The following is a 26,498-nucleotide window of genomic DNA, read 5'->3' as shown; positions in this document are numbered from 1 at the left end:
TTTGCGTGGGCTTGATATTAACGGCGAAGATGAGTCTGGAATTAGTCCGCTTCAAGGGGCCGTATTGGAAAACTCTTTGCCTAAGGTTGATTTGGTTTTAGGGCTTGGATCGAATCCTCCGTTAACAAGTAAGTAAGGCGATTAATTTAACTCCACTTGAGCTTGCCATTAAGCTTAAGTCTACTAATAGATTAGAGCGTAGCAATGACAAGATCATAGCTGTGTTGCGAGCGGCAGTTCGAGATGCCAAGCGCGGCACAGCAGTGCAACGTCGTTCTACTGCACAGGTTGGCGGCGGCTGAGTTTGGACGTCATATCATATATAACCCAAACGCTGGCGATAGCTTCAAGGCAGACGTTTATCCCAGAATGAATCCTTGAGGCGTTGGCGCTCGCGCGTTAGCCCGGCATCGCCCGCTGCAGAATATCCTCTACCCCCGGCCCGGCCGGCAGTACGCCAAACGTTCGGGCATCAACGCCGTTGAGCCGGCTGGCGACGAACGCTTCCGCCACCGTTGCCGGAGCGGCGCCGATCAGCAAACTGGCTTGCAAGGCCAAAGCCATCCCGGCGACGAGACGGCGCGCACCGAATTCGAGTTCCGATCTGGCGGCCAGTGCATGTTCGAGCGAGCGTAGATGCCGGTCGAGGCGTGGTTCGGATTTGCGGGCCTCGGAGCATTCGTCGAAGAACGCGTCCAGTGCGGCCGGCGTTTTGGACAGCGCCCGCAGCACGTCGAGGCACTGGACGTTGCCCGAGCCCTCCCACAGGGCGTTCAATGGCGCCTGGCGGTAGAGGCGGGCGAGCAGAAAGTCTTCCACGTAGCCGTTGCCGCCGAGGCACTCCTGCGCTTCGTTGACCAGCGGTACCGCGCGTTTGCATACCCAGTACTTGCCGATCGGCGTCGCCAGGCGCTTGAGCAGGGCCTCGCCTTCCGAGGCTTCCGCTCCGGCAAAGGTTCGGGCTACGCGTATGGCGAGCCACATCGCCGCTTCGGCCTCCAGCGCCAGGTCGGCGAGTACGTTGCGCATCAGCGGCTGCTCGATCAGCGGTTTGCCGAATGCCACCCTATGGCTGCAGTGGTGTACGGCTTGCGCCACGGCCTGGCGCATCAGTCCGGCCGAGCCGATCATGCAGTCCAGCCGGGTTTCGGCGACCATCTGGATGATGGTCGCCACGCCGCGGCCCTCCTCGCCGACCATTACCGCCCGTGCGTCGTGGAACTCGACTTCACTGGAGGCATTGGAGCGGTCGCCGAGCTTGTTCTTGAGACGCTGCAGCACAAGGCCGTTGCGCGTGCCGTCCGGGTGCCAGCGAGGCAGCAGGAAGCATGACAGTCCTCCCGGCGCCTGGGCCAGCACGAGGAAGGCGTCCGACATCGGCGCGGAGAAGAACCATTTGTGTCCGTCGAGCGCGTAAGCCGTTCCGGGACCGCCGCTTTCCAGCGGGGTCGCACGGGTGGTGTTGGCGCGCACGTCCGATCCGCCCTGTTTTTCGGTCATGCCCATGCCGATGGTCAGGCCGGATTTTTGTGCGGCAGGGCGGTCGGTGGGGTCGTAGGAGGGCGCGAGGATGCCCGGTTCCCAGGCGGCGGCGACCGCGGGCGTCTCGCGCAGTGCCGGGATCGCTGCATGGGTCATGGTGATCGGGCAGAGGGTGCCGGCTTCGAACTGGTAGTGCAGATAGAACAGTACGCTGCGCGCGATGCGTGCCGTGGGGTCGGTCCCGGTCCAGCTAAGGCCGTGCAGTCCGTGTTCCTTGGCCAAAGACATGCAGCGGTGGTAGGCGGGGTGGAACTCGACGGCGTCGAGACGCAGGCCCTGCGAATCGAGGAAACGGGGTTCGGGGGGATGCTCGTTGGCCGTGAATCCCAGTTCGTGCAATTCACCTCCGGCAACGGCGCCATATTGTGTCAGGCGCGGATCGTCCGCCTGCAGGCCGGCCCAGGCGACCGCTTCCTGCAGCGCGGTGTCGCTGGTGTAGGCATTGCCCGGGTAGAGCGGCGGCGGCTGGTTGAAGACTTCGCGGTAGCTCGCTGCCGCGTCGGCTTGTGGCGTCCTGGTGCTCATCTGCGTCCTCCCGTATCACCCCGCGCGGATGGACCTTTTCGGTATCCGCGCGGGCCTACCAGTATTTTTCCGTGGTGATGTGTCCCGGCGTGCGTCGCCGGTTGCGGCGCAGACCGCGTTCGGACAGCGCCTGCGTGGTGTCGCGAATCATGTCCTGGTTGCCGCACAGCATGACCTGGGACTGCTCCGGGTCGAAGCGCAGGCCGGCGCGTTGTTCGAGTCGGCCGTCTACGATCGCGGCGGGTATGCGGCCTGCCAGTGCGAAGTCGCAGGATTCGCGGCTCACCATGGGAATGTAGTCGAAGTGATCGGAATGTGTGCTGCGAATTTCTTCGCTGCGCTCGCGGTAGGTGAGTTCCGCGTGTGCACCAGGCTTCCGTGGTTCCGAGCAGGCACAGGAACACGCCGAGGCCGGTGCCCGTGGCGAGCATCCATAGCTGCGCTGGGCGCTTCGTCTAGCGTGAAGAAGCCGCCGGCGTTGCGTCCCACCCAGAGCGTATCGCCTTCGCCGACCTCGAGCAGTGCAGTGGTGAGGGGGCCGTTCTCGACGGTGTTGTAGTAGATCTCCAGACCCGGCTCGCCGGGCGGATTGACGCAGGAATAGGGGCGGGCTACTTGTTCGCCGTCGATGTCCAGCGCGATGCGGATGAACCGCCCCGGCGTGAAGCGCTTGATGGGGGCGTCGATGCGCAGTGAATACAGGCGTTCGGTCCAGTGGTGTTTTTGCGTGATACGGCCTTGGAGCCAGTCGTCCATGGCGGGGTTCGAGCTCACTTGTGGCGGAGCGTGTCGGAGTCACTATGCGGCCGGTGGATTGGAAGTCGCAAGCCGGATCAATAGGCGGCTAACCGAACCGTAACGCCCTGGCCGCTTCATGGCCCGCCACGCATCGGCTACACTTCCCCCTTTTGCCTGTCCGGAGAAACCCGCACGTGTCCGAACCATCCAGTCTGCATCTGCTTCTGATGGCCGTCCTGCAAGGGGTGACCGAGCTGTTTCCCATCAGCAGTCTGGGACACAGCGTACTGATTCCCGGTATGCTGCACTGGCCCATGAACCGCGACGCGCCTTGGTTCCTGCCCTTCATCGTGGTGCTGCATCTGGGGACGGCGACGGCGTTGCTGCTGTACTTCTGGCGCGACTGGGCGCGGCTGTTCGGCGGTTTCATCCGTGCGCGCGGTTCGTTCAGCGACCCGGACGCACGGTTGTTGTGGATGCTGGCGGTAGGGACGGTACCGGCCGGGCTGATCGGGCTGGCGCTGGAGCATCAGATTCGCCATCTGTTTGCGGCCTTCCAGATCGTCGCCGTGATGCTCATGGTCAACGGCTTGATGTTGCTGCTCGGCGACTGGCTCAAGGGGCGGACGTCCAACGGCGATCTCGGCACGCTGACCTGGGGCAAGGCCTTCGGCGTCGGCATCGCGCAGTCGCTGGCCCTGATTCCCGGCATGTCGCGCTCCGGCGCGACGCTGGTGGCCGGCCTCAGCGCCGGTTTGGACTACGGTTCGGCGGCGCGCTTTTCCTTTCTGCTCGCCACGCCGATCATCGCCGCGGCCGGCGTGCTGGAAGTGCCCAAGCTGCTGCACCACGGTGCGGCTATGCATGGCCTGCTGCACTGGATCGTGATTTCCGGCGTGCTCGCCGGCGTATTCGCCTGGCTCTCGACCTGGTTCCTGATGCGCTGGTTCAAGGGCCACGAGTTCAGCGCGCTGCGCCCCTTTGCCGCCTACTGCCTGCTGTTCGGCGGGCTCGCCCTGTTCCTGGGGTAAAAGGCTTGTTCTACTTCCGCGACAGATCCTTGTCGCGGAACTCGCACAGGTCGCTGATCAGACAGGCGCCGCACTTGGGCGCGCGCGCCGTGCACACGTAGCGCCCGTGCAGGATCATCCAGTGGTGCGCGTCCTGGCGGAATTCCGCCGGTACCAGCCGCAGCAGGCGTTTCTCCACTTCCAGCACGTTCTTGCCCGGTGCGATGCCGGTGCGGTTGGCGACGCGGAAGATGTGCGTGTCCACGGCGATGGTCGGTTCGCCAAAGGCCGTGTTGAGCACCACGTTGGCGGTCTTGCGCCCGACGCCGGGCAGGGCTTCCAGCGCCGCCCGGTCGCGCGGCACCTCGCCGCCATGGCGTTCGAGCAGTAGACGGCAGGTCTTGATGACGTTTTCCGCTTTCGCGTTGTACAGGCCGATGGTCTTGATGCGTTCCTTCAGCCCGTCTAGTCCGAGATCGAGGATGGCCTGCGGCGTGTTGGCGACCGGGAACAGGCGTGCCGTGGCCTTGTTGACGCCCTTGTCCGTGGCCTGTGCCGACAGCACCACCGCGACCAGCAGTTCGAAGGGCGTCTCGTAGTGCAGTTCAGTGGTCGGATGCGGGTTGGCGTCGCGCAGGCGCGAGAAGATGGCGTGACGTTTGGCGGCGTTCATCGTCGGCTGGTATCCGGAGGCTAAAACGAGCGAGCCCCGCCAACGCGGGGCTCGCAAGTGTAGCGCGGGGAGCGTTTCGACGCTCGCTCGCGCAAGCCTCAGACGTGGCGGAAGTGGCCGACGTCGGGAACGGGCTCGTAGCTCTCGGTGGCCTTGGCCTTGAGATCGTGCACCAGCTTTTCGTGCTCTTCGGTGAGCGCGTGTTCGGCGTCATGGTCGAGCTTGGGGATGATCAGGTTGCGGATGAAGCCGCCCAGATCGTCCATGCAACTGGCCCAGTACTTGCCGTTCAGATGGAAGGCGTGTTCGGAGTGCTGGCCCATCGGATAGTGGTTGAAGCGCAGACCCATCGTGGCCTTGAGGTCGGCGTCCTGATCGACGAAGGCCTTGGCCCAGTCGTACCACCACTTGTAGTAGGTCTCCTGCAATTCCGTGTTGAACTGGTTCTTCTCGAAGAAGGCGCTGATCGACATGCGCGGGGCGAGGCCGTAGCGCGTACCTTGGTTGCTTGAAAACGGAAAGTGACCGGACATGCTGGGGCTCTCCTCTTGGTGTAGTAGTTTCGTTTCTCTGGCTTCGTGGGCCGCCTGGCTGCCGTCCGGCAGGGTGCGTCCCCTAGCCTGCAAGGTCTTGGTAGTCCAGCAGTATATCAGGGTTTTCCGAAATTCAACCCTTGTCCGGCGCCACCGGGGTATGGCGTTGGGCTGTGGCTTCGGTCGCTGCCTGTTTCTTCTTGGCCCGCGTGCGCTCGATCGCCGCCCGGATCGCGGCCTTGCGCGGATCTTCCACGGCCGCCTTCGCCGCTTGTTTCTTTCTTGCCATGCGCGCTTCCCGCTCCCGCTGCTCTTCGGCCAGCCGCCGCTGCCGCGCGTTATAGCGCTGCCGGGCCTTGTCGGCCTTGCGCCGCTCGTGTCTGCGGCGTGTCTCGAACAGCGGCCGATGCAGAGCTTCGGGAGAGGGCGGTTCCATGCTGATGCAGTCCACCGGGCAGGGTGGCAGGCACAACTCGCAGCCGGTGCATTCGTCCTCGATCACGGTGTGCATGAGCTTGGCGGCGCCGAGGATGGCGTCCACCGGGCAGGCCTGAATGCACAGGGTGCAGCCGATGCAGACGTCTTCGTCGATGCGCGCGACGGCCTTTTCCTTGTGTTCCCCGTGACGGGTGTTCAGCGGCTTGGGTGCACGTCCGAGCAGCCTGGCCAGGGCCCGTATGCCGTCATCGCCTCCGGGCGGGCATTGATTGATGTCGGCTTCGTTCCTTGCGATCGCTTCGGCGTACGGGCGGCAGCCGGGGTAGTCGCACTGGCCGCACTGGGTCTGCGGCAGCAGTGCATCGATGCGATCGGCCAGGGGCGGGCGGGCCGCGGCACGCCGGCGCGCGAAGAACGCGTAGCCGGACAGCAGGGCGAGGCCAAGCAGGCAGATGAGGGTCAGGGCGACGAGGTACGGCATTGGATGTGCGGTGTGTCGGGCTGCTGCGGTGCGTGATGGCGGCGGGCAAGTATCGGGCAGCGCCGAGTGCGAGTGCAACCGCGGTTGCAGGACATGCCTCGGAGCGGTATATGGAATAGACTCGTTTCCAACGGGCGGCTGTGCCTCTTCGGCGCAGCCTCGGCCGTCCGTCGAATCGTTGCAAGGAATCCGCATGACCACGAATCGAGCTACCCATGCAGGGGGCGACGAGATCATTTCGATCTCGCATCTGTCCAAGACCTACAATTCCGGCTACCAGGCGCTCAAGGACGTCGGCCTGCAGATTCGCAAGGGCGAGATCTTCGCGCTGCTGGGGCCGAACGGCGCCGGCAAGACCACCTTGATCAGCATCATCTGCGGCCTTGTCCGGCCCAGCGGCGGGCGGGTGCTGGTCGGCGGGTATGATATCGCGCGCGAGTACCGCCGCACGCGGGCCATGATCGGCCTGGTGCCCCAGGAGCTGACCGTCGACGTCTTCATCAGTCCGTGGACGACGGCCAGTCTCAGCCGCGGCCTGTTCGGCAAACCGCCGAATCCCGCGTATATCGAAAAGGTACTGAAGGATCTGTCGCTGTGGGAGAAGCGCGACAACCACATCATGACGCTCTCAGGCGGCATGAAGCGCCGCGTACTCATCGCCAAGGCGCTGGCCCATGAGCCGGACATTCTGTTTCTCGACGAGCCGACCGCGGGCGTCGACGTGGAACTGCGTCGCGAGATGTGGCAGCTCGTGCGCCAACTGCGCGAAACCGGCGTGACCATCATCCTGACCACGCACTACATCGAGGAGGCCGAGGACATGGCCGATCGTATCGGCGTGATCCACCGGGGCGAACTGGTCGTGGTCGAGGAAAAGACGGAGCTGATGCGCAAGCTGGGCAAGAAGCAGCTCACCCTGAACCTGCAGGCGCCGATCGAGCATCTGCCGTCCGGCCTGGAGGCCTACAATCTCAGCCTCGCGGCAGACGGCAGCGAACTGCTCTACACCTACGATGCGCGGGCCGAGGCCACGGGCATCGCCGCCCTGCTCGGCGATCTGCACGAGGCCGGCATCCATCTTTCCGACCTGAACACGAAACAGAGTTCGCTGGAGGATATCTTCGTGAATCTGGTGGAGGACAGAGCATGAACCTGCGCGCGGTCTGGACGCTCTACCGTTTCGAGATGACGCGCATGCGGCGTACTCTGATCCAGAGCGTGGTATCGCCGGTGCTGTCCACCTCGCTGTATTTCGTGGTGTTCGGTGCGGCGATCGGCTCGCGCATCACGCACATGGACGGCATCAGCTACGGCGCCTTCATCGTGCCCGGCCTGATCATGCTCACGCTGTTGACCAACAGCGTGATGAACGCTTCCTTCGCCATTTATTTCCCGAAGTTCACCGGCACCATCTACGAGCTGCTGACGGCGCCGGTATCCTCCTTGGAAGCGGTGTTGAGCTATGTCGGTGCCGCGGCGACCAAGTCGGTGATCCTCGGCCTGATCATTCTCGCCACGGCTTCGCTGTTCGTGCCGCTGCAGATCGTCCATCCGGTGTGGATGTCACTGTTCCTGCTGCTGACCTCGGTCACCTTCAGTCTTCTCGGTTTCATCATCGGCATCTGGGCGGACAACTTCGAGAAGCTCTCCGTGGTGCCGACGTTGATCCTCACGCCGTTGGCCTTTCTCGGCGGCAGTTTCTATTCGATCAAGATGTTGCCGCCCGTGTGGCAGACCGTGTCGCTGTTCAATCCGGTGGTCTATCTGGTCAGCGGTTTCCGCTGGAGCTTCTACGGTTCCGGCGACGTCAGCATAGGCATGAGCCTCGGCATGACGCTGCTGTTCCTGTTCCTGTGTCTGGCGGTGGTCTACTGGATATTCAGGACCGGCTATCGGCTCAAGAGCTGATCCGGGCGGCGGATGTAACCAACACAGAGGAAAACGGCTCATGAGCATGCATCTCTGGCTGGCCTTCGTCGCGGCTTCCGCGCTCCTGGTGGCGATTCCGGGCCCGACGGCGCTCACGCTGGTCAGCTATTCGGTCAGCCACGGGCGGGGCAACAGCGCACTGCTGGTTCTGGCGGTGATGCTTGGCGACGCCACGGCGCTGACCTTATCGCTGCTCGGTCTCGGTGCGCTGCTCGCGACCTCGGCGCTGTGGTTCGAGGCGGTGAAATGGGTGGGCGGTCTGTATCTCATCTATATCGGCATCAAACTGGCCCGTTCTGGTCGCGGCAGCGCGCCGCAGGCGGCAGCGGCTGTGCCGGGCACGCGCCGCCGGCTGTTCGCCAACACCTATCTGGTCACGGCCTTCAACCCGAAGGGCATCATGTTCTTCATCGCCTTCCTGCCGCAGTTCGTGAATCCCGGCGCGTCGGCCGTACCGCAACTCTGGCTGTTGTCCGTGACGTTCGTGGTCGTGGCAGCGATCAGCGCGACGCTCTACACGCTGTTCGCCGCCAGCATCCGCAAGGTCCTGAATACGCCGCGGGCGCAGGGCTATTTCAATTTGGCTGGTGGTTCGCTGTTGACGGTGGCGGGGGCGTGGGTTTTGTTTGCCAAGCGTGGTGTTTGATTGTTGGTTGGTTGGCGGTATGCCGAGGCGATGGTTCTTGGTGTGAATCAGCGGCGGGTGTTTTTTGGCGTACGATGACTGAAATCGGTGTCTGGTAAGCCATGGTGGCCTGTTTCGGGCGCGATTCGACGTTTCTGACTTCGGCTGGTGGTGCGATGCGCAGATGCCACTTCCCATTGTTCATGCGCAGAGGCCCTTTTCGTGTCCCTGCCGCCCGACCCCGCGCCGGGGCGCACGCTCGAGGCAAGGCCTAACGGGAACCGGAGAATCAAAACAGGACGCGTCCCAAGCCGCTGAACTACGAATCGGAAACGTAGGTTGGGGTAAGCGAAGCGCACCCCAACGCGGGCGGTGCAGCTCATGTTGGGGTTCGTTGCACTCACCCCAACCTACGGGAGCCGTGTTTTGACGTTCGGCCCCCCCTGATCGCTTGCCTCGCGGACGTGCGCCTGGGCGGGGATGGCCGGCAGGACGCCGGCCAAGCAGCCCTTCGCAGGACGCGAATGGCTGAGGGCCCCGTTCAGGGGTACGTTCGCGAGGTTGCCCGATAGGGACAAGCGATCCTGGGGGTGCGTTTCTTTCGCCGGTTTCTTTGCGCATTTCAAAGAAAAAATCGTCGGGAACGATTTTTCGCGCCAGCCCCGAAGGGGTGAGGCGCAGGGATGCGCCGAACAAACCGGCTCGGGCGCGTCACCTCGATCAAGCGAATCTCCAAACATTGAATCGCGCCCGAAACCGATCACCGAAGCCAGCAAGTACGCCGCCTTCACTCACACAAAATTAAAATCACAGACGCAGATTAGCGCCTGAAAGACCCCGCGTCCGCACAAAGCTAATAGATGTCCTTTTATGACCGCCTATCGTCACAATAGGCTATCGTTCAAGCCATGGAGCGAGGCGATGATGTGTCCTCATCCATACCGCAAGGAAACGGAACATGAGTGCCGCAAGCAAACGCACAGCCCTGCTCGTCATCGACGTGCAGCAGTCTTTCCGCCAACGCCCGTACTGGAGCGAAGACGAGGCCCCCGCCTTTTTCGCCAACCTGCAGCAAGTCGTCGACCACGCTTCCGAGACGGGTGTGCCGGTGCTCCAGGTGTTCCACACGGATGACAGCGAAGGTCCGCAGGGCTCCTTCTCGCGCGATTCGGGCTTCGTCGCCACCTTGCCCGAGCTGCGCATCGAGCCCGAGGCTGTGTTCTACAAGCAGGTGCACTCGGCCCTATTCGGGCGCAACGAGGAAGGCGCGACGCTGGAGCAGTGGCTGCGCAAGAACGGTATCGAGCGCGTCGTCGTCACCGGCATCCGTACCGAGCAGTGCTGCGAGACCACCACGCGCCATGCCTCCGACCTGGGCTTCGAGGTGCGCTACGTGACCGACGCCACGCTGACCTTCCCGATGACTTCGCCCTCCGGGCGGACGTATTCGGCGCAGGATATCCGCGATTGTACGGAGCTGGTGCTGGCCGGGCGTTTCGCCACCATCGTTACGCCGGAGGCAGCGCTGGCGTGAGAGAAGTGGTGTTCGCGCTGCCGCCGTCGGTGGTCCTGCTCGACGTGGCGGGGCCGGCGGAAGCGTTTCGCATCGCCAATCAGCTCGTGCCCGGCAGTTATGCGCTGCGTTATGCCTCGCCGTTGCCGCAGTTGCGGTCGGGGGTGGGGCTGGAGCTGGCGAGGCTGGAGCCGCTGCCGGAGGTGCTTGCCGAGGGCTCCATCGCGCTCGTACCGGGCGTGGTGTCCGCCGATTTCGACATGGACTCTGAGCCGGCACGCGCGTTGAGCGAATGGCTGGCGCGGGCGGTCGACGAGCGGGTGACGCTGATGTGCGTCTGCGCGGGTGCGCTGTTCGCGGCGCATGCCGGCTTGTTGGTGGGACGCGAGTGCACCACCCATCACGTACACCTCGACGAGCTGCGCCGGGCGGAGCCGAGTGCGCAAGTGCACGACAACCGCATCTTCGTCGAGGACGGGCCGGTGGTGACCAGCGCCGGTATCACTGCCGGCATCGACCTGGCCCTGTACCTGATCGGGCGCGATCTGGGCATGGCGACGGTGGGCGAGGTGGCGCGCGCGATGGTCGTGTACCTGCGCCGCGCCGGGTCCGATCCGGCGTTGTCGCCCTGGCTGCTGCACCGCAACCATCTGCACGCGGCCGTACACCGCGTGCAGGATGCTGTCGTCGCCGAACCCTGCGCCGAATGGTCGTCACGTGCGTTGGCGGAGGTCGCCTGCACCAGTTCCCGCCATCTTGCGCGGCTGTTCGCCGAGCATGCCGGCTGCACGCCGCTGGAGTACATGCAGCGCCTGCGCTTGGCGCTGGCGCGCGATCTGGTCACGCAGAGCGACCTGGATATGGAGCGCGTCGCCGAACGGGCCGGTTTCAGCTCCGCGCATCAGCTGCGCCGCGTATGGCGGCGCTGGGAGGCGCAGCCGCCGGGCGTGCTGCGTGGCCGGTCGGCGCATTGACCGCGCGAATAGCGGTGAAGATCGGATGATGCGTCTGCGAACGGACCGGGATGCCGTATCTCTCGGCGTCTTCCCTGCCGTTTCGCGCGTGCTGGTTACTTGCGCGCGACCAAGGTGAAGCACATCGGCAGCTGCGCTGGACGCTGCGTATAGATGTCGTAGTCCACTTCGCGGTTCGAATGCGGATGTTCGCGCAGACGCTCGATGGCGAATCCGGCCGCGGCGCAGGCTGTGACGATGTCGCCAAGCGTGTGAGTGAACCAGTAGGAGTCGATGCTGGTCTGTTCCCGGCTGCCGTCGTAGGTGATCGCTTCGTTCGATACGAAGGGTTCGAGTTCGAAATACGAGCGCACCGGCTTGAACGGGTCCGCTGCCTCGGGATCGAACATTTCCAGAATCGGGTGAGTTTCGTAAATCACCAATGGTGCCTTCGGCGTGAGCAGTTCCGACACCACGGCAAAGAAACGCTCCAGATCCGGCATCCAGCTCAACACGCCGATGGTGATGAGGCCAAGATCGAATCCTCGCGATACGTCCGGCGGCAAGTCGTATATGTCGGCGCAGAGGAAGCGGCAATTCGCCCCGGCGATGGCGGCAAGCTGTTCGGCCTGTTCGAGGAAAGCGGACGACTGGTCGATGCCCAGCGCCGGGGCCGCGCCCAGTGCGGCCATGGACAGCAGTTCGCGCCCGTTGTTGCAGCCGATCTGCACGGCTCGTTTGCCTTGAGGCTGCAGCGAAGACAAGGTCGCCGTCAGCGTTTCGTCGAGCACGCTGAAGCCCGGCTGCGCGAAGCCCGCCACCAATGCGTTCCATTCCTCGGTCTGCTTGTGCAGCGGGGCCGAGGCATCCCAGGCGGCGCGATTGGCGGCGGTGATATTGGCGAGATCGGTCATGGTCTGTCTCGATGGGGCGTGTACGTGAGGGAGGCGGCAGTTTGCTATGGCGGCAGCCTGTCGGGCAAATCCGTACCGCATGGCGTCGTCGTGTCGGCCGGTCCACTCACAATGGCGGTTTTGCCCGCTCAGGGCACGGACAGGCAGCGTCCCTCGGCCGCCAGTTCGGCGAAGCCCGCGGCCAGCGCGTCGAGCACCTTGCGCTCGGCCGGCGGCGGTAGCTGAAAGGCCCCGCCGCGAAGGCGGGGCGATCGGTCATTTCAGCGGCAGGTACACGTCCGTCACCAACTCGTGTTCCGGCGTTTCCGGCATCAGATTGCGGTAACAGAAGAACAGCGGGAAGTCGCGTAGTTCCTCGCCGCTTTCGGGTAGCCAGTCGCGGTACAGGAAGTATGCGACCTCACCGATGCGCTGGTGCGAACCGAAGTGACGCACGACGGCGCAGCGGCCGCCCGGGATCAGCTTGTTGACCACACCCTGCGGGTTGCCCTCGGGGATGGCCGCGGTTATCGAACCGCAGATGTCGAAGCGGAAGTCTTCCGGCGGCGTCGTGTCGGGATCGTCGTAGGCGACGCCGAAGGTTTCGCTGGTCTTGACCGGCGAGTGACCGCTGGTCTTGCGCCATTCGATGAACAGTTTGGCCGAGTCGTTGACGCCCTCGGAAGGGCCGTGATGTTCCAGCGCGGCCACGCTGGTTTGCGGGAAGTCGACGATGTTTACTTCCATGATCTGTGTCCTCTCTCGGTTCGGGAATTGATAGCGTTCATGCCACGGCTTCCAGGCCGGGCGTTTCCTGAATTGAGAGGGCGTCTGGCCGAAGGCGCTCTTGAATGCGCGCGAGAACGACTCGGGATTCTCGAAGCCCGCCTCCAGGGCGATGTCGATGATCCGCGTATCTCCAAAGGCGAGCCGATACGAGGCGCGTTTGAGCCGCATGAGCTGGATATAGCGGGCCACGCTGATGCCGGCGTACTGCGAGAACTGTCTGTGGAAGTGGAATTTCGAGAAATTCGCCACCTGGCTCAGGCGTTCCACGGACAACTCTTCGGCAAGGTGTTCGTCGATATAGTCGAACACCTTGCCGAGCCGTTGCGCATAGGCCGTCGCTCTTGTTCCGTTCACTGCCCTGCCTCCTCAATTCAGGACGCACTATGCCCGCTGCACTAGGTCATATCCTGACCGAGCTTGCTGTGTTGCCGATGTGGGAGGCAGGTACTGCACGGGGCCGTAGACCGTCCGTGCAGCCACCTGTCGACGTGCCACTTGAGATCTATGGCACGAGTTTCAGGAACGATTCCGGATTAGGGCTGAAATTGGCGTAGAGCGGAAGCAGCGCGCCGCCCATCGCACGCGCATTCGCACCGACCTTGCCTGCCCGTAACAGCGGCATATCGACTCCTTTCCAGGAGTGGAAAGTCATGGCCTGCCCAACGCCGTCGAGCAACGCCGTCAGGACCCCGCGGTCGAAGGAACCATCGATGATTACGCCGTCGAAGTCGAGTAGGCTCGCTGCGGCATTGATCGTCATCGCTATGGCCGCGCTGCTTTGCGCCAGCCATTGATCGGTTTCTTCATGCCACGGTGCCTGGAGGGCCCGCTCATCGCTCCAGGCGTCAGGGGCGAGTCCGCGGGCTCTGTAGCGCATTTCAAGATTCAGCAGCGAGGCGACGCTCAAGAGCTGAGGGGGCTTGCGTTGTTGGTCTCCGTGGCCCGCGGATAACGGCATGGAACCCACGGCGCCGGCGTTGCCGTGCAGGCCGTGATGGAGCTGACTGTCGATTACCAGGCCGCCGCCGATGAAGACGTCTACGTAGAAATACAGAAAACTGCGCAGGCTGCGTCCCTGACCGACCACCAGTTCTGCGACGCAGGCGGCCGCCGTGTCCTTCACGAAATCAACCGGCAGAGAGCAGAATTTCTCGATCTCGGCGACGTGGTCGATGTGCTTCCATCTCTGCTCGTAATCCGGCGGGAATCCGAGCAATTCGCCCCAGTCCTGAATCTCCAATGGCGCCGTAACGCCGATGCCGCTGATCAGTTCGGCTTTGTCCGGACCAAGTGTGTCGGTCAGAGAGCGCAAAGTCTGCTGGATTTTTCCGAAGATCTCGGCCGGATCGGGCACGTCGTACGAAAAGCTCAGACATTCGCGCATCTGCGCGCTGAAATCGACCAGTAACAGGTCTGTGCTGCGCCGTCCGATGTTTATGCCGATCGAAAATGCGCCATCCGGATTCAGCGCCATCGGCACCGAGGGTTGGCCGACCTTGCCTTTTACAGGGGCCTCTTTGATGACCAGCCCGTCCTCCTCCAGCCTGCCCATGATCTGCTGGACAGTCTGGGCCGACAGGTGGGTCATGCGCGCGATTTGCGCTTTCGAACAACTGCCGTTCAGGCGGATGGTCTGCAGCACCACGCGCTCGTTGAACTGCCTCATTCCCCCCTGGTTGGAACCGTGCGACAGAGGTCCAGGGCGTTTAGAGCCGGCTCTGTTCATAAACGGTCGCCATGCATGAATTACCTCCTCTCCTCATCGCGTATGTGTGTGCATGTAGGAATCGACGGACAGGGACGGCGTGACTTTCACCACCCATCCTGCTGTCGGAATTCGAACGCGTCCAAGCGCCGTCTCCGGACTGCTCCGACAGCTCTCAAGCGCGTCGGCGGTCTGCATCCGCAGGCGATCCGCCGGCCCTCTGGTCATTGGCGATGCCTGTTTCAGCCTGATTCCAGGACTGTGATTCAAATAGCCGTGCGTTGTGCATCCTGGGCGCTCATTATCGCGCCGAAACCGCCTCGGACGGTGTCTCCGCCGTCCGAACGCTTCGTCTGTGCATATGGCCTCGCTCGCTCCCTGCGAAGCATCGGTGGCTTATCCGCCGCTGGCCGATGAGAGAGATATTAGCCCTTGAATTATTTTAATCAATCTACTTGATTTATTCGTGACGCGCGCTATAACTCCCGATGATCCTACAGATGGCGCACCGCGAAACGGCTTTGCCAAGCGTTATCGTAGGGAAAACGGTAGGTCGGGAATTTCAACGGGAATTAACGACCGAGAAAATTATACGCGGCGATCCTTGCGAAGACTGCAGCTGGGTTTTCAATTGTGGATTCATGCTTAGCGGAGGAGATTACATGCCTATAAAGTTCAACAAAAAGGCTTTGGGATTGGGTGTGGCATGTGCCGCCCTCCTGGGTTTTTCGTGCGCTCAGGCCAGTGCGGCACAGCTCAGTGCCTGTCTGATCACCAAGACGGACAACAATCCTTACTGGATCACCATGCAGCATGCGGCGGCGGCCAAGGCCAAGGCGCTTGGCATCAAACTTTATTCGTATGCCGGCAAGTATGATGGTGACAATGCCACGCAGGTGAACGACGTCCAGACCTGCGTCGCCAATCAAGTCGATGCGATCATCATTGCAGCCTCTTCGCCCAAGGGCATCGCGCACACCCTCGACCAGGCGCACAAGGCAGGCGTGCTGATCATCGCGGTCGATACGCTGCTTAATCCGATAGATACCGCGCAGGTGTCCTTCGCCACCGACAATTTCGAGGCTGGCGAGCTTGATGGCCGTTGGGCGTTGAAGACCCTCGGAGCCAAGGCGAAGTCCGCCAAGATCGGCATGATCGATCTGGCCATCAATCAGCCGTCGGTCGGTGTCGAACGCGACCAGGGCTTCCTGAAGGGATTCGGCATCGCCCTCAAGAACCCCAACAAATGGGGCGACGAAACCGATCCGCGCATCGTTGGTCACGCCGTGTCTGGTGGAAACGAGAAGGGCGGCCTAAAGGCGATGGAGCAACTGCTCGCGATCAACAACAACATCAATCTGGTCTATGCGATCAACGAACCGGCTGCGTTCGGCGCCTATCAGGCGCTGAAGTCCTCCGGGCGTGCGGGCAAGGCCAAGCTGGTGGCGATCGACGGCAGTTGCCCCGGGATCAAGTGGGTCAAACAGGGAATCATCGACGCGGATGCCATGCAGTTCCCCAAACGCATGGTCGTCAAGGCGCTCGAGGCCTTGGTGCAGTACAAGAAGGACGGCACGGTGCCTAAGCCCAGCAAGGGATTGCCCTACTTCAACACCGGCGTGAAGCTGGTGACCGCGCATCCCGTTCCGGGCGTGCCGTCGATCAGTCCGGCTGAAGGGGCCAAGATGTGTTGGGGCTACACTAAGTCCTAGTACTCACGCCCAGGCCGCGAAATGGGCTTGGGGCGGCGCAACGCATAACCGCCTCAAGCCGCATCCCATGTCGGTAGCGGGAAACCGCATTCTGCGCCAAGCACACTTCAGAACGGGGAGAACGGGGTGAGTACACAACCTCTTGAGCCGGGGGCTGCGTTTCCAGATTCTCAAAAGAGCAGCAGTGACCCGCATTTTTCGAGCGATCGGTCATTCATCAAGCGTATCCAGCATCTCTTGCACCGCACGCCCTCGATCGTGCCCTTGCTGGTTCTGCTCATGGCCGTCATCGGTTTCAGCATTCTTCTCGGCCATCGGTTTCTGTCGCCGTTCACGCTGACCCTGGTACTGCAGCAGGTGTCAGTCATCGGCGTCGTCACCGTCGCGCAGACGCTGATCATCCTGACCGCCGGCATCGATCTAAGCGTCGGCGCCATCATGGTGTTGAGTACGGTCGTGATGGGGCACGCCGTCATGCACTACGGATTTCCCGGTCCCTTGGCCGTCGGGCTCGGTTTGTTCGTCGGTCTGGTTTGCGGTGTGATCAACGGCTGGCTGGTCGCGAACATCAAGCTGCCGCCGTTTATCGTCACCCTGGGCACATGGCAGATTTATCTGGCTACCAACTATCTGTACTCGAACAACGAATCCATTCAGTTTCAGACGCTGCAGGCGAAAGCGCCGGCGCTGTTGTTTCTCGGCAACACGTTCAACGTTCTGGGGGCTTCCTTGACGTACGGCGTGATTCTGATGTTCCTGCTTGTCGCGCTGTTCGCTTATGCGCTGTTCAAAACCAGTTGGGGGCGTTATGTCTACGCCGTCGGGGACGATTCGGAGTCGGCGCGCCTGGCGGGCGTGCGAACCAAGCGCATCCTGTATTCCGTCTACATCTTGTCGGGTCTTATCTGCGCGCTGGCCGGTTGGGTGATGATCGGGCGCGTCGGCGCGGTGACGCCGCAGGCCGGCGAACTGACGAATATCAGCAGTATCACGGCCGTGGTGATCGGCGGGGTTTCCCTGTTCGGTGGGCGGGGCTCCATTTACGGCGCCTTCTTCGGCGGCCTCATCGTGGGCGTCTTCACCCTCGGCCTGCGCATGGCGGGTTTCGATCCGCAGTGGACTTATCTGCTCATCGGCGCGCTCATCATCGTGGCGGTGATGGTGGACCAATGGATACGGAAGGTGTCGGCATGACTCAGCCCATCCTCGAAGCACGGAATGTCGTCAAACGATTCGGCGTGGTAACCGCGCTCGATCACTCGGATTTCGACCTGTATCCGGGCGAGATACTCGCTGTGATCGGTGACAACGGTGCGGGCAAGTCCACGCTGATCAAGGTCCTGACGGGAGCCTTGAGCCCGGACGAGGGGCAGGTCTTGGTGGGAGGCAAGGAGGTTCGGTTTTCTTCGCCGCTGGAGGCGCGTCAAGCCGGCATCGAAACGGTCTATCAGACGCTTGCGCTGTCCCCGGCGTTGTCCATTGCGGACAACATGTTCATGGGCCGCGAGCTGAGAAAGCCGGGCTTCCTCGGCAAGGCCTTGCGCATGCTCGACCGCAAGAAGATGGAGGAGGTCGCGCGGGAAAAGATCTCCGACCTAGGAGTGCAGACCATTCAGGATATTTCCCAGGCGGTCGAAACCCTGTCCGGCGGCCAGCGGCAGAGCGTGGCGGTGGCGCGGGCCGTCGCTTTCGGCAGCAAGGTGGTAATTCTGGACGAGCCCACCGCGGCGTTGGGCGTCAAGGAATCCCGGCACGTGCTCGATCTGATCCTCGACGTGAAGGCGCGCGGCATTCCGATTGTGCTGATCTCGCACGACATGCCGAGTGTTTTCGAGGTCGCGGACCGCATTCACATCCATCGTCTCGGCAAGCGGCTCTGTGTCATCAATCCGGCCGATTACACCATGTCCGATGCGGTCGCCTTCATGACCGGCGCGCGTCAGCCAGACGAGATGCAGATGGCCAGCTAGCCGCGCTGCCGCAGCGCGGCGACTGCGTCATCCCCGTTCGCCGGCGGGACGATCGACGTGAAATCCCCAAAATCCGGCACCTTCCTCAAGGTGCCGTCCGGCGTTCCTCCTGCCGCCCGAGGGGGCGCGCATCCAGCGGCGGCGGCGCGAAGACCTTTAGCTCGGGAAGCGCGCCGTCGTATCGCTCGACTTCCACCAGGAAGCTGTTCGCCGACGGTCCCTGCGTGAACGACGAGGTTCCGATGTTGTTGGTCAGGGCATTGGAATTGCCATGAATTTCCAGGCTCAGCGGATCCGTCGGGTCCAGTGTGTCGTACCAGGCGTATGCCGTCGCTCTTGCCCTGTCCACTGCCCTGCCTCCTCAATTCAGAGCGTACATGCCCGCCGCACTAGGTCATATACCCTGACCGAGCTTGCTGTGTTGCGCGAGCGGAGGTGGATTGGAGTCAGTTTTGCACGCCGGCGGTCTGCGCCTGGATCAACCTGCGCGGTGCGTAGCCCTCGGGTTTGTCGCCGATTGCGTTGGCGCCGGTCAGCATCGCCTGCATGCCGGGGGTGAAGAAGGTGTAGGGGTAGGCGGCAGGCGGTGCGCCGGCCTCGTCCAGGCGGGTGCGCAGCTCCGCCGGCAGCTCGAAGTCGAGCGCGTGCAGATTGTCTTCGAGCTGCGCCGACTTGGTGGCGCCGATCAGCACCGATCCGACGCCGGGACGTCCGGCGACCCAGTTGATGGCGACCTGCGCCATGCTGTGTCCGGTCTCGCGGGCGACGTTTTCGAGTTCGGCGACGATGGCGAAATTGCGTCCGGTCAGTTTCTCGAACGCCGGATTCCCGCTGCCGCTCATCGTCTGCAGGCGGCCTTCGCCGAACTGGCCGGACTGCGACGGCCTGTACTTGCCCGACAGCAGACCGCTGGCCAGCGGACTCCAGGCCATCACGCCCATGCCGTGCTGCGTAGCCAGTACGGGGTACTCGTTCTCGATGCCGCGTTCGGCCAGGGAGTATTCGAGCTGCAGCGCGGACAGCGGTTCGTAGCCGCGCAGCTCGGCGATGGTTTGCGCGCGGCTGGCGTACCAGGCCGGCACGTTCGACATGCCGACGTGGCGCACCTTGCCCGTACGTACCAGATCGTCAAAGGTCCGCATTACTTCCTCGGCGGGCGTCAGGGTGTCCCAGGCGTGCATGAGATAGAGGTCGATGTAGTCGGTGTTCAGCCGCTTCAGGGATCCCTCGACCGCGCGCAGGATGTTCTTGCGCCCGTTGCCGCCGGCGTTGGGGTTGCCGGGTCGGCGCTGAAGGAAAACTTGGTCGTGATCACCATGCGGTCCCGCAGCCCGCGTTCTTTTACGAACTCGCCGATCCATTGTTCGCTGATGCCGTTGGTGTACAGATCGGCGGTGTCGATCAGGTTGCCGCCGGCGTCGACGTAGGCGTCGAACAGGGCGCGGGCGGTCTCCTTGTCGGCGCCCCAGCCCCAGTCTGTGCCGAAGGTCATGGTGCCGAGGGCGAGGCGGCTTATGCGCAGACCGCTGTTGCCGAGAGTGAAGTAGCGATCAAGGCTCATGGCGTTTCTCCTGGTGAAGTCGAGATGTGCGATGAGCGCAGTCTGGGCTTTGTTTGTTATGCGATAAATACGTATAGTCTTAATGACTTTTAAAGTACTTATTGATAATGGCCGTGCGTTTCAAGCAACTCGACGGTTTCATTGCGTTCACGACCGTGGCGCGCCTGCGCAGCTTCACTGCCGCGGCTGCCGAACTCGAGGTGAGTCCGCAGGCCGTCAGCCAGTCGCTCAGGGCCTTTGAGGAACGCCTGGGGGTTCGGCTGTTCAACCGCACCACGCGCAGCGTGGCGCTGAACGAGGCCGGCGAGCGTCTGCTGGCCAGGGCCGGGCCGGCGTTGGGCGATCTGTTCGATGCCCTGGAAACCGTACAGGAGTTTCGCGACCGGCCGGCCGGACTGCTCAGGATCAACCTGCCGCGCCCGGCCTACAGCGGTCTGTTGCAGCCCGTTCTGCCCGCGTTCCATGCGGCATATCCGGACATCGAACTGGAACTGTGCTTCGACGACGGTTTCTCGGACATTGTCGAGCCGGGATTCGATGCGGGTATCCGACTGGGCGAATCGGTGGTGCAGGACATGGTCAGCGTGCCGCTGAGCCGCGAGGAGCGCATCGTCATCGTCGCCACCCCCGACTATCTGGCGCGTAGAGGCGTACCGCTGTCGGTGGAGGATCTGCACGCCCATGACTGCATCCGCTTTCGCATGCCGACCGGCGGTGTGGTGTATCGCTGGGAGCTGCTCAAGGACAGGCGGGAGATCGAGATGCAGGTGGACGGTCCGATCACGGTGAACGACACCGGGGCCATGGTGAGCGCCGCGCTGGACGGCTTCGGCTTGGGGTACGTGCTGGAATGCACGGCCGCGGCGCATCTGGCCAGCGGCCGCCTGGTGCGCGTGCTGGAGCGTGCCTGCCCCACGCTGTCGGGTTTTCACCTCTACTATCCGAGCCGGAGGCAGTTGCCCGCCAAGCTGCGCTGTTTCATCGACTATTGGCAGGCGCACGCTCGCGGCCTGCGCGAGCCGGCGCGCTGAGGTTGTTTGCCGCTCCCGCCCGCCTACGCCGGTTTAGGGGAATCGATGAGCGGCGGGGGCGAGAAGACGCCCAGCTCCGGTAGGTCGCCCGTGTATTTCTCGATCTCGACCAGGCAACTGTTCGCGGACGGCCCCTGTGCGAACGAGGACGAGCCGATGTCATTGGTCAGCGCGTTGGGATTGCCGTGGATTTCCAGGCTCAGCGGGTCCGCCGGGTCCAGCACGTCGTACCAGGCGCCGGTGGCGAGCTGTACGACGCCCGGCCGCAGCGCGTCCGATACGCGAGCCCCGGCGAGCAGGGCGCCGCGGTCGTTGAACACCCGCACCACGTCGCCGTCGCGGATGTTCCGCGCCGCGGCGTCGCGCGGATTCATGCGCAATGGTTCGCGCCCGCGGATCTTCGATTCCTGACTGGTGACGCCGTGGTCGAGCTGGCTGTGCAGGCGGGTGGCCGGCTGGTTGGACAGCAGGTGCAGAGGAAAGTGCTCGGCCTGGGGGCTGCCGAGCCACTCGCGCTTGTCGTACCACGCCGGGTGGCCGACGCAGTCGGGGCAGCCGGCATCGGCGATGGTTTGCGAGAACAGCTCGATCCTGCCCGAGGGCGTGTCCAGCGGATGGCCGGCCGGATCCTGCCGGAAGCGTTCGAGCACCAGTGGGCGTTCTTCCAGCATCGGGCGCAGGTCCAGCGCCGGTCCTTCCCTGAAGCTGGCGAAACCGGGCAGGCTGATGCCGACTTCCCCGGCGTTCCGACGGGTGACGTCCCAGAGATGCTCCAGCCATTCGTCCGCGTCGCGTCCCTCGGTGAATTCCGCCTCGAACCCCAGCCGCTTTGCCAGCCCGATGAACACGGCGTAGTCGTCGCGTGCCTCGCCGTAGGGGGTGAGCACCGCGTGCATCGGCGTCAGCCAGTGGTCCATGCTGCTGCCGGCGAAGTCGCTGCGCTCCAGCGGCGAGGTGACCGGGAATACGATGTCGGCCATGCGCGCCGTGGTGGTCCAGTTGGGCTCGTTGACGATGACGGTCTTGGGCCGTGTCCAGGCGCGGCGCAGGCGGTTGATGTCCTGGTGGTGGTGGAACGGGTTGCCGCCGGCCCAGTAGACAAGGTCGATGTGCGGATAGGTGAGCGTTCGGCCGTTGTAGCTGAAGGTCTCGCCGGGATGTTCCAGCAGGTCGGCGATCCGTGCGACCGGGATGACGTCCTGCACCGGGTTGGGCGGCCGCGGGATGGTGCCGATCTTGAACGGCAGGTAGCGGCGCTGCATGGTGTTCATGCGCTCGACCCCCGTGCCCATCAGTACGCCACCGCCCGGCAGGCCGATGTGACCGAGCGCCGCGGCCAGCGCCCAGGCCGCCCAGTGCGTCTGTTCGCCGTGCTCGGCGCGCTGCAGGGAGTAGGTGACTCCGATCAGACAGCGCTCTTCGGCCATGCTGCGGGCCAGCGCGCGGATCTCCTCGGCCGGCAGTTCGGAGAGCGTGGATGCCCAGGCGGCATCCTTGGGTCGGCCGTCATCGCGGCCGGTGACGTAGTCGGCGAGGCGGTCGAAGCCGGTGCAGTAGGTGCTCACGAACTCGCGGTCGTAGCGGTCCTCGACGATCAGCGTATGCAGCATGCCGAGCATGATCGTCACGTCGCTGTTCGGCCGGCAGGCCAGCCAGCGGGTGTCGAGGCTGTCGAGCACGTCGTCGCGGATCGGGCTGATGTTGACGACCTCGACGCCCCCATCGCGGATGGCTGCGAAATGCTCGGCGGCGTCGTGGCGGCCGATGCCGCCGGAGTTGACCTGTGCGTTGCGCACCGCCGCGCCGCCGAAGAAGACGATGCGCCTGCAATGCTGCGCGATCTCCTGCGTGGTCGGCGCTTGTGCCGCGGCGTAGTAGGCATTCATGCCCAGCACGTGCGGGATCAGGACTTCGGCGGCGGCGAAGGAGTAGCTGTCGACCGAATCGGTGTAGCCGCCGAACAGGCGCATGAAGCGATGTATCTGCCCTTGCGCATGATGGAACCGCCCGGCGCTGGCCCAACCGTAGGAGCCGGCGTAGATGGCTTTGTTACCGCCCGCATCGCGCGCTTCGCTCAGCGCATGCGCGGCGATATCCAGCGCTTCGTCCCACTTGACTTCGACGAACGGCTCGCGTCCGCGTTGGGTGGTGTCGCTGGCGCGGCGGTGTTCATAGTAGCCGCGGCGGATGGCGGGGCGCGCGATCCGGCAGCGTGGATCCTGGGTCGCCGTCAGCGAACGGCCGATGGCGGAGGGCCGGTCGTCGCCGGGCGCAGGGGTCACGGACAGCGCGCCGCCGGGAGTCCGGTCGACGAGGAAGTTGCCCCAGTGGGTGGCGGTCATGCGGCGCAGGTCCATGACGGTCTCCGGTTCGGGATGTGCTTTTCAGGGAAGTTTGCAGGCATGCCGGCAGGATATTCATGGCGGCTAAGTGTTGCCGACAAGATTGCAGAAGTGGACGGTTGTGGGCAAGTACATATCCGGACATGCGTCGGCAGAGAAGCGGACGTATGATCTCCCTCTGGAATTGGAAGGACTGACTGGCGACAATGCGGTATACCGCCATGTCGCTCCGGCCCGGGGTGTCGTGGTTTTCGGCGGCAACAGCAACGGTTGAGGCTAGGATGGCAGAGATAGTAGTACTTGGCGCAGGGATGGTGGGCATCGGCGCGGCGCTTGCACTGCAGGAACGCGGGCATGAGGTGACGGTGCTCGAGCGTGGTGAACCCGGGCATGAAACGAGCTACGGCAATGCCGGCCTGATCCAGAGGGAGGCGGCCGAACCCTACGCCATCCCGCGTGACCTGCCGACCTTGTGGCGCTATGCGACCGGCCGCAGCAACGACATCGTCTATCGCCTGGGCGACGTGCTCAAGTCCGCCTCGCCGCTGTGGAGCTACTTCCGCTCCTCCGCCACGCACCGCCACCGCGCCATCGCGCAGACCTATTCGAAGCTGATCGCCTGTTCGACGGCCGATCACGGGCCGCTGATCGAAGCGGCGGGCGCGGACGATCTCATCGGCAGAGCCGGTTTCTACCAGTTGTACCGCGATCCCCGCGAGTTCGACGAGGCGGTAAGCGAAGCCGAGCGCGTGCGCAAGACCTATGGCGTCGAGTCACGCGTGCTCGACGGTGCGGCCCTGATGGCCGAGGAGCCGGCCTTGCGCAAAGAGGTGCCCGGCGCCGTGCACTGGACCGAAACCTGGTCGACGAACGATCCGGGTGGTCTGGTCGGCGCCTATGCCCGCCTGTTCGCCGCGCGCGGCGGGCGCATCGTGAAAGGCGATGCGCAGAGCCTGCGCCAGGAAGGGAGCGCATGGCATCTGCACAGCGAAGAGGGCCCGCTGCAGGCGTCCGACGTGGTCGTCGCGCTGGGGCCGTGGTCGCCGGACGTGCTGGCGCGTTTCGGCTATCGCGTGCCGATGGTCTGGAAGCGCGGCTACCATCGGCATTTCAGCATGACCGCGACCTTGAACCGTCCCATCATGGACGTTGGCAACGGGGTGGTGCTGTCGCCGATGACCTACGGCCTGCGGATCGCGACCGGCGCCGAACTGGTCGACCGCTCCGCGCCCATCAATCTGCGCCAGGTCGAGCGCGGCCTGGCCGGCGCCCGCGAGCTGATGGATATCGGCGAGCCGGTGAACGGCGAAGTCTGGTTCGGCCACCGGCCCTGCATGCCCGATATGCTGCCGGTTGTCGGCGCAGCCCCCAACCATCCGGGGCTATGGTTCGATTTCGGGCACGGCCATCAGGGCCTGACGCTAGGCCCGACCACGGGCCGGATTCTCGCCGACATCATCGACGGGAAGAGCGAAGGCGTGGCGCCTGCCTTGTCGCCGGTGAAGAGGATTCAGACTGCGGCGTAAGCAGTGTGGGGATTGCTGCCGACCCTATCCGTCGAGATCCCAGTGAAGTCCGTGCTACTGCTGCTGCAGGCTGAACAGTGCCTGCAGCAGATATGCCGTAGCCGGCTCATGTTCGCCTTGCCGATACGCCATCCCCAGCTCTCGCCACAGCGGTGGATCAAGTGGCCGAGTAACGACGCGCTGGTCGGACAGGAGGGCCCCTTCTTCGTGTGGCAGCAAGGTGCTCCTTCCGCGGGGTTCTCCTGAGCGGCTTTCAGAAAGGCCAGTATCGGATCGCGTCGCCATGGCTCGATGACCAGCCCAGCCACTTTCGCTTGCGGTAGCGCGACAATGCCTATGTCCAAAGCACCGCTCGCCAGTCGTTCCAACGACTGATGCGAGGTCAGCACGGCGATCTGCACGTCGATGCCCGGATGAGTGTCTGCCAGGATCTCCAGCGCCCGCGGCAGCAGATGTGCGATCACTCCGGTGGAGGAGCCGATGCGTACCCGGCCAGCCAGTCCCTTGGACTGACGGGCCATGTCATCCATTACGTGAGCGACGTCGGCCAGCAGGCGGCGTGCGTGCTCAACCAGGCTTTCCCCGATAGCCGTGGGCCGTACCGCTCCGCGAGTGCGTGAGAGCAGGCGCGCGCCGATCCGCGTTTCCAGTTCGGAAATGTGCAGACTGACCGTCGGTGGCGCCAAGTGCAGCCGGCGCGCCGCTTCGGCGAAGGAACCGTGCTCAACGATCACGACCAGCGTGCGCAACTGGTCCAGATTGAATTCCCGCATAGCGATCAGTGTTCAGAAAATATGAATTTAGAGAGCAGTAATTACAACTTTCCTGATTTTATGGGGCGCGGCAGGATAGGGCCATCGAAACTCACACGGGAGTCCACAGATGAGTTTGGCGCGGGTGTTTATCGACGGTGACCAGGGAACCACGGGTTTGCAGATCCACGCACGTCTGCAGGGGCGCGACGACATTGCCGTCGACACTCTGCCGCCGGAGTCACGCAAAGACGTGAAGCAGCGCAGCCGGGCGTTGAACGAGTGCGACATCGCCATTCTCTGTCTGCCGGATAATGCTGCACGCCAGGCCGTCAGTCTTTTGGATAATCCGGCCGTGCGCGTGATTGACGCCAGCTCGGCGCATCGAACCACTCATGGTTGGGTGTATGGTTTTCCGGAATGGCAGGCCGGGCAGCCGCAGCTGATTGCGCAGTCGAAGCGGGTCACCAATCCGGGCTGCTATTCCACGGGCGCCGTCGGTGTGTTGTCTCCGCTGGTGCGGGCGGGGCTGGTGCCCCGGGACTATCCGGTGACTATTCAAGCCGTGTCCGGCTATTCCGGTCAGGGGCGCGCGGGCGTTGAGCTGTACGAAGGTGAGCATGCGGCGCAAGCGCCGGCATTCCAGGTGTACGGTCTTAGGCTGAGGCACAAGCATGTGCCGGAGATCCAGCAATACGCCGGTCTGACCTTTCCGCCCGTATTCGTTCCGGCCTATGGGGCTTACCGCCAGGGCATCGTGATGTGTATCCCGCTGCAGCAACGCTTGCTGCCCGGTGGGGGCGACGTGGAATCAATGCATGCCCGTCTGGCGCAGCACTACGCTGATACGCCGTATGTGCACGTGCTTCCGCCCGCATCCGCCGCCGAACTGGGCTACCTGAATCCCGAGCTCTGCAATGGCGGCAACGAAATGCAATTGGCCGTGTTCGCCAACCGTGAAAGCGGGCAGATTCTGCTGACCGCCGTGTTCGACAATCTTGGCAAAGGGGCGGCCGGTGCGGCCGTGCAAAACCTGGATCTGATGCTTAATGGGACTGTCGAGTGAGTGTTTTTGATGCCTGTTGCGTTTTCAGTGCGCCATCGGTTCGCGCTTTGTTGCAAAGATCGTACGTATTTACGGATTGACCGAGGCTAGGAAAGGCAAGCAGAGCGCTGCTGCAGACAGTGCCACAGCATATGCATGGAGGCGCAAGCCTTGGCCCGGCTCATTCGGGCGTATGGCGTCCGGCGAGTGGG

24 protein-coding genes and 1 pseudogene are annotated in these 26,498 nt (G+C 63.6%); 12 read left to right on the top strand and 13 right to left on the bottom strand.

Features of this window, described 5'->3' with window-relative positions; all coding sequences use genetic code 11:
- Window positions 1-399: 399 nt before the first annotated feature.
- Together P8014_RS12905 and P8014_RS12900 are read right to left on the bottom strand one after the other, a co-directional pair.
- Window positions 400-2,067, bottom strand: coding sequence for an acyl-CoA dehydrogenase family protein (locus P8014_RS12905; RefSeq protein WP_337817732.1), 1,668 nt, complete (start codon window positions 2,065-2,067; stop codon window positions 400-402).
- Window positions 2,068-2,122: 55 nt separating this feature from the next.
- Window positions 2,123-2,823 (bottom strand): annotated as a pseudogene (locus tag P8014_RS12900) (ferredoxin--NADP reductase).
- Window positions 2,824-2,999: 176 nt separating this feature from the next.
- On the opposite strand from P8014_RS12900, the gene P8014_RS12895 reads away from it, so the two are divergent.
- Window positions 3,000-3,836 (top strand): undecaprenyl-diphosphate phosphatase, encoded by an 837-nt coding sequence (locus P8014_RS12895; protein ID WP_337817731.1) that lies wholly within the window; start codon window positions 3,000-3,002, stop codon window positions 3,834-3,836.
- Window positions 3,837-3,846: 10 nt separating this feature from the next.
- Here P8014_RS12895 and nth read toward each other — a convergent pair whose 3' ends face one another.
- From nth to rsxB, 3 genes are all read right to left on the bottom strand, one after another.
- Window positions 3,847-4,488 carry an endonuclease III gene (gene nth, locus P8014_RS12890; RefSeq protein WP_337817730.1) on the bottom strand — a complete coding sequence of 214 codons (642 nt, stop codon included), beginning with the start codon at window positions 4,486-4,488 and terminating at the stop codon, window positions 3,847-3,849.
- Between the two features lie 98 nt (window positions 4,489-4,586).
- Entirely contained in the window at window positions 4,587-5,021 is a 435-nt protein-coding gene (locus P8014_RS12885) for a hypothetical protein (protein ID WP_337817729.1), read from the bottom strand.
- A gap of 133 nt (window positions 5,022-5,154) precedes the next feature.
- The gene (gene rsxB, locus P8014_RS12880) at window positions 5,155-5,940 is read right to left on the bottom strand and encodes an electron transport complex subunit RsxB (RefSeq protein ID WP_337817728.1); all 786 of its coding nucleotides are present in this window, start codon (window positions 5,938-5,940) and stop codon (window positions 5,155-5,157) included.
- 193 nt (window positions 5,941-6,133) lie between these two features.
- Here rsxB and P8014_RS12875 point away from each other — a divergent pair, with 193 nt between their 5' ends.
- From P8014_RS12875 to P8014_RS12855, 5 genes are all read left to right on the top strand, one after another.
- Window positions 6,134-7,090 (top strand): ABC transporter ATP-binding protein, encoded by a 957-nt coding sequence (locus tag P8014_RS12875; protein ID WP_337817727.1) that lies wholly within the window; start codon window positions 6,134-6,136, stop codon window positions 7,088-7,090.
- Window positions 7,087-7,848: an ABC transporter permease gene (locus P8014_RS12870; RefSeq protein ID WP_337817726.1), complete on the top strand. Its 762-nt coding sequence runs from the start codon at window positions 7,087-7,089 to the stop codon at window positions 7,846-7,848. Before P8014_RS12875 ends, P8014_RS12870 begins: the two co-directional genes overlap by 4 nt.
- Before the next feature lie 40 nt (window positions 7,849-7,888).
- The gene (locus tag P8014_RS12865; RefSeq protein WP_337817725.1) at window positions 7,889-8,515 is read left to right on the top strand and encodes a LysE family translocator; all 627 of its coding nucleotides are present in this window, start codon (window positions 7,889-7,891) and stop codon (window positions 8,513-8,515) included.
- A gap of 937 nt (window positions 8,516-9,452) precedes the next feature.
- Window positions 9,453-10,028 carry an isochorismatase family protein gene (locus tag P8014_RS12860; protein ID WP_337817724.1) on the top strand — a complete coding sequence of 192 codons (576 nt, stop codon included), beginning with the start codon at window positions 9,453-9,455 and terminating at the stop codon, window positions 10,026-10,028.
- Window positions 10,025-10,981, top strand: coding sequence for a helix-turn-helix domain-containing protein (locus P8014_RS12855; protein WP_337817723.1), 957 nt, complete (start codon window positions 10,025-10,027; stop codon window positions 10,979-10,981). Before P8014_RS12860 ends, P8014_RS12855 begins: the two co-directional genes overlap by 4 nt.
- 95 nt (window positions 10,982-11,076) lie before the next feature.
- Here the strand turns inward: P8014_RS12855 and P8014_RS12850 are convergent, their stop codons facing one another.
- The 3 genes from P8014_RS12850 to P8014_RS12840 all read right to left on the bottom strand — a co-directional run bounded on the left by P8014_RS12850 (window position 11,077) and on the right by P8014_RS12840 (window position 14,284).
- Window positions 11,077-11,874 (bottom strand): class I SAM-dependent methyltransferase, encoded by a 798-nt coding sequence (locus P8014_RS12850; RefSeq protein ID WP_337817722.1) that lies wholly within the window; start codon window positions 11,872-11,874, stop codon window positions 11,077-11,079.
- A 255-nt stretch (window positions 11,875-12,129) separates the two neighbouring features.
- On the bottom strand, window positions 12,130-12,996 hold the full coding sequence (locus P8014_RS12845) for an AraC family transcriptional regulator (protein ID WP_337817721.1): 867 nt from the start codon (window positions 12,994-12,996) through the stop codon (window positions 12,130-12,132).
- Between the two features lie 148 nt (window positions 12,997-13,144).
- The gene (locus P8014_RS12840; RefSeq protein ID WP_337817720.1) at window positions 13,145-14,284 is read right to left on the bottom strand and encodes an ROK family transcriptional regulator; all 1,140 of its coding nucleotides are present in this window, start codon (window positions 14,282-14,284) and stop codon (window positions 13,145-13,147) included.
- Between the two features lie 563 nt (window positions 14,285-14,847).
- Here P8014_RS12840 and P8014_RS12835 point away from each other — a divergent pair.
- From P8014_RS12835 to P8014_RS12825, 3 genes are all read left to right on the top strand, one after another.
- On the top strand, window positions 14,848-16,059 hold the full coding sequence (locus P8014_RS12835) for a substrate-binding domain-containing protein (protein ID WP_337817719.1): 1,212 nt from the start codon (window positions 14,848-14,850) through the stop codon (window positions 16,057-16,059).
- 126 nt (window positions 16,060-16,185) lie between these two features.
- Window positions 16,186-17,253 carry an ABC transporter permease gene (locus tag P8014_RS12830; RefSeq protein ID WP_337817718.1) on the top strand — a complete coding sequence of 356 codons (1,068 nt, stop codon included), beginning with the start codon at window positions 16,186-16,188 and terminating at the stop codon, window positions 17,251-17,253.
- A complete protein-coding gene (locus P8014_RS12825) occupies window positions 17,250-18,029 on the top strand; it encodes an ATP-binding cassette domain-containing protein (protein ID WP_337817717.1) in 780 nt (259 codons plus the stop codon). The genes P8014_RS12830 and P8014_RS12825 overlap by 4 nt, the downstream gene beginning before the upstream one ends.
- Before the next feature lie 85 nt (window positions 18,030-18,114).
- Here P8014_RS12825 and P8014_RS12820 read toward each other — a convergent pair whose 3' ends face one another.
- The 3 genes from P8014_RS12820 to P8014_RS12810 all read right to left on the bottom strand — a co-directional run bounded on the left by P8014_RS12820 (window position 18,115) and on the right by P8014_RS12810 (window position 19,590).
- The gene (locus tag P8014_RS12820; RefSeq protein WP_337817716.1) at window positions 18,115-18,378 is read right to left on the bottom strand and encodes a hypothetical protein; all 264 of its coding nucleotides are present in this window, start codon (window positions 18,376-18,378) and stop codon (window positions 18,115-18,117) included.
- Window positions 18,379-18,475: 97 nt separating this feature from the next.
- The gene (locus P8014_RS12815; RefSeq protein ID WP_337817754.1) at window positions 18,476-19,249 is read right to left on the bottom strand and encodes an aldo/keto reductase; all 774 of its coding nucleotides are present in this window, start codon (window positions 19,247-19,249) and stop codon (window positions 18,476-18,478) included.
- Window positions 19,246-19,590 (bottom strand): aldo/keto reductase, encoded by a 345-nt coding sequence (locus P8014_RS12810; protein WP_337817715.1) that lies wholly within the window; start codon window positions 19,588-19,590, stop codon window positions 19,246-19,248. The genes P8014_RS12815 and P8014_RS12810 overlap by 4 nt, the downstream gene beginning before the upstream one ends.
- A gap of 113 nt (window positions 19,591-19,703) precedes the next feature.
- Between P8014_RS12810 and P8014_RS12805 the strand changes: the two genes are divergently transcribed.
- The gene (locus tag P8014_RS12805) at window positions 19,704-20,621 is read left to right on the top strand and encodes a LysR substrate-binding domain-containing protein (RefSeq protein ID WP_337817714.1); all 918 of its coding nucleotides are present in this window, start codon (window positions 19,704-19,706) and stop codon (window positions 20,619-20,621) included.
- 23 nt (window positions 20,622-20,644) lie between these two features.
- Here P8014_RS12805 and P8014_RS12800 read toward each other — a convergent pair whose 3' ends face one another.
- Entirely contained in the window at window positions 20,645-22,978 is a 2,334-nt protein-coding gene (locus tag P8014_RS12800) for a molybdopterin-dependent oxidoreductase (protein WP_337817713.1), read from the bottom strand.
- Window positions 22,979-23,244: 266 nt separating this feature from the next.
- Here P8014_RS12800 and P8014_RS12795 point away from each other — a divergent pair, with 266 nt between their 5' ends.
- A complete protein-coding gene (locus P8014_RS12795) occupies window positions 23,245-24,489 on the top strand; it encodes an FAD-dependent oxidoreductase (RefSeq protein ID WP_337817712.1) in 1,245 nt (414 codons plus the stop codon).
- Here the strand turns inward: P8014_RS12795 and P8014_RS12790 are convergent.
- On the bottom strand, window positions 24,474-25,262 hold the full coding sequence (locus tag P8014_RS12790) for a LysR family transcriptional regulator (RefSeq protein ID WP_337817711.1): 789 nt from the start codon (window positions 25,260-25,262) through the stop codon (window positions 24,474-24,476). The genes P8014_RS12795 and P8014_RS12790 overlap by 16 nt on opposite strands.
- A gap of 109 nt (window positions 25,263-25,371) precedes the next feature.
- On the opposite strand from P8014_RS12790, the gene argC reads away from it, so the two are divergent.
- Complete coding sequence (argC, locus tag P8014_RS12785) at window positions 25,372-26,307, top strand: N-acetyl-gamma-glutamyl-phosphate reductase (RefSeq protein WP_337817710.1); 936 nt, start codon at window positions 25,372-25,374, stop codon at window positions 26,305-26,307.
- Window positions 26,308-26,498: the final 191 nt, after the last annotated feature.

Origin of the sequence: Acidihalobacter sp. (assembly GCF_037381185.1) — a bacterium.
Lineage (GTDB): Bacteria > Pseudomonadota > Gammaproteobacteria > DSM-5130 > Acidihalobacteraceae > Acidihalobacter_A.
The sequence above is the reverse complement of the archived record's forward strand: the minus strand, read 5'-3'. Positions and strand labels throughout refer to the sequence as shown.

Coding starts and splice junctions, on each gene's coding strand:
- P8014_RS12860 (WP_337817724.1), top strand. CDS start 9,453: ATGAGTGCCGCAAGCAAACGCACAGCCCTGCTCGTCATCGACGTGCAG.
- P8014_RS12905 (WP_337817732.1), bottom strand. CDS start 2,067: ATGAGCACCAGGACGCCACAAGCCGACGCGGCAGCGAGCTACCGCGAA.
- P8014_RS12865 (WP_337817725.1), top strand. CDS start 7,889: ATGAGCATGCATCTCTGGCTGGCCTTCGTCGCGGCTTCCGCGCTCCTG.
- P8014_RS12825 (WP_337817717.1), top strand. CDS start 17,250: ATGACTCAGCCCATCCTCGAAGCACGGAATGTCGTCAAACGATTCGGC.
- P8014_RS12875 (WP_337817727.1), top strand. CDS start 6,134: ATGACCACGAATCGAGCTACCCATGCAGGGGGCGACGAGATCATTTCG.
- P8014_RS12885 (WP_337817729.1), bottom strand. CDS start 5,021: ATGTCCGGTCACTTTCCGTTTTCAAGCAACCAAGGTACGCGCTACGGC.
- P8014_RS12870 (WP_337817726.1), top strand. CDS start 7,087: ATGAACCTGCGCGCGGTCTGGACGCTCTACCGTTTCGAGATGACGCGC.
- argC (WP_337817710.1), top strand. CDS start 25,372: ATGAGTTTGGCGCGGGTGTTTATCGACGGTGACCAGGGAACCACGGGT.
- nth (WP_337817730.1), bottom strand. CDS start 4,488: ATGAACGCCGCCAAACGTCACGCCATCTTCTCGCGCCTGCGCGACGCC.
- P8014_RS12795 (WP_337817712.1), top strand. CDS start 23,245: ATGGCAGAGATAGTAGTACTTGGCGCAGGGATGGTGGGCATCGGCGCG.
- P8014_RS12835 (WP_337817719.1), top strand. CDS start 14,848: ATGGCGCACCGCGAAACGGCTTTGCCAAGCGTTATCGTAGGGAAAACG.
- P8014_RS12810 (WP_337817715.1), bottom strand. CDS start 19,590: ATGAGCCTTGATCGCTACTTCACTCTCGGCAACAGCGGTCTGCGCATA.
- P8014_RS12850 (WP_337817722.1), bottom strand. CDS start 11,874: ATGACCGATCTCGCCAATATCACCGCCGCCAATCGCGCCGCCTGGGAT.
- rsxB (WP_337817728.1), bottom strand. CDS start 5,940: ATGCCGTACCTCGTCGCCCTGACCCTCATCTGCCTGCTTGGCCTCGCC.
- P8014_RS12800 (WP_337817713.1), bottom strand. CDS start 22,978: ATGGACCTGCGCCGCATGACCGCCACCCACTGGGGCAACTTCCTCGTC.
- P8014_RS12790 (WP_337817711.1), bottom strand. CDS start 25,262: ATGCGGGAATTCAATCTGGACCAGTTGCGCACGCTGGTCGTGATCGTT.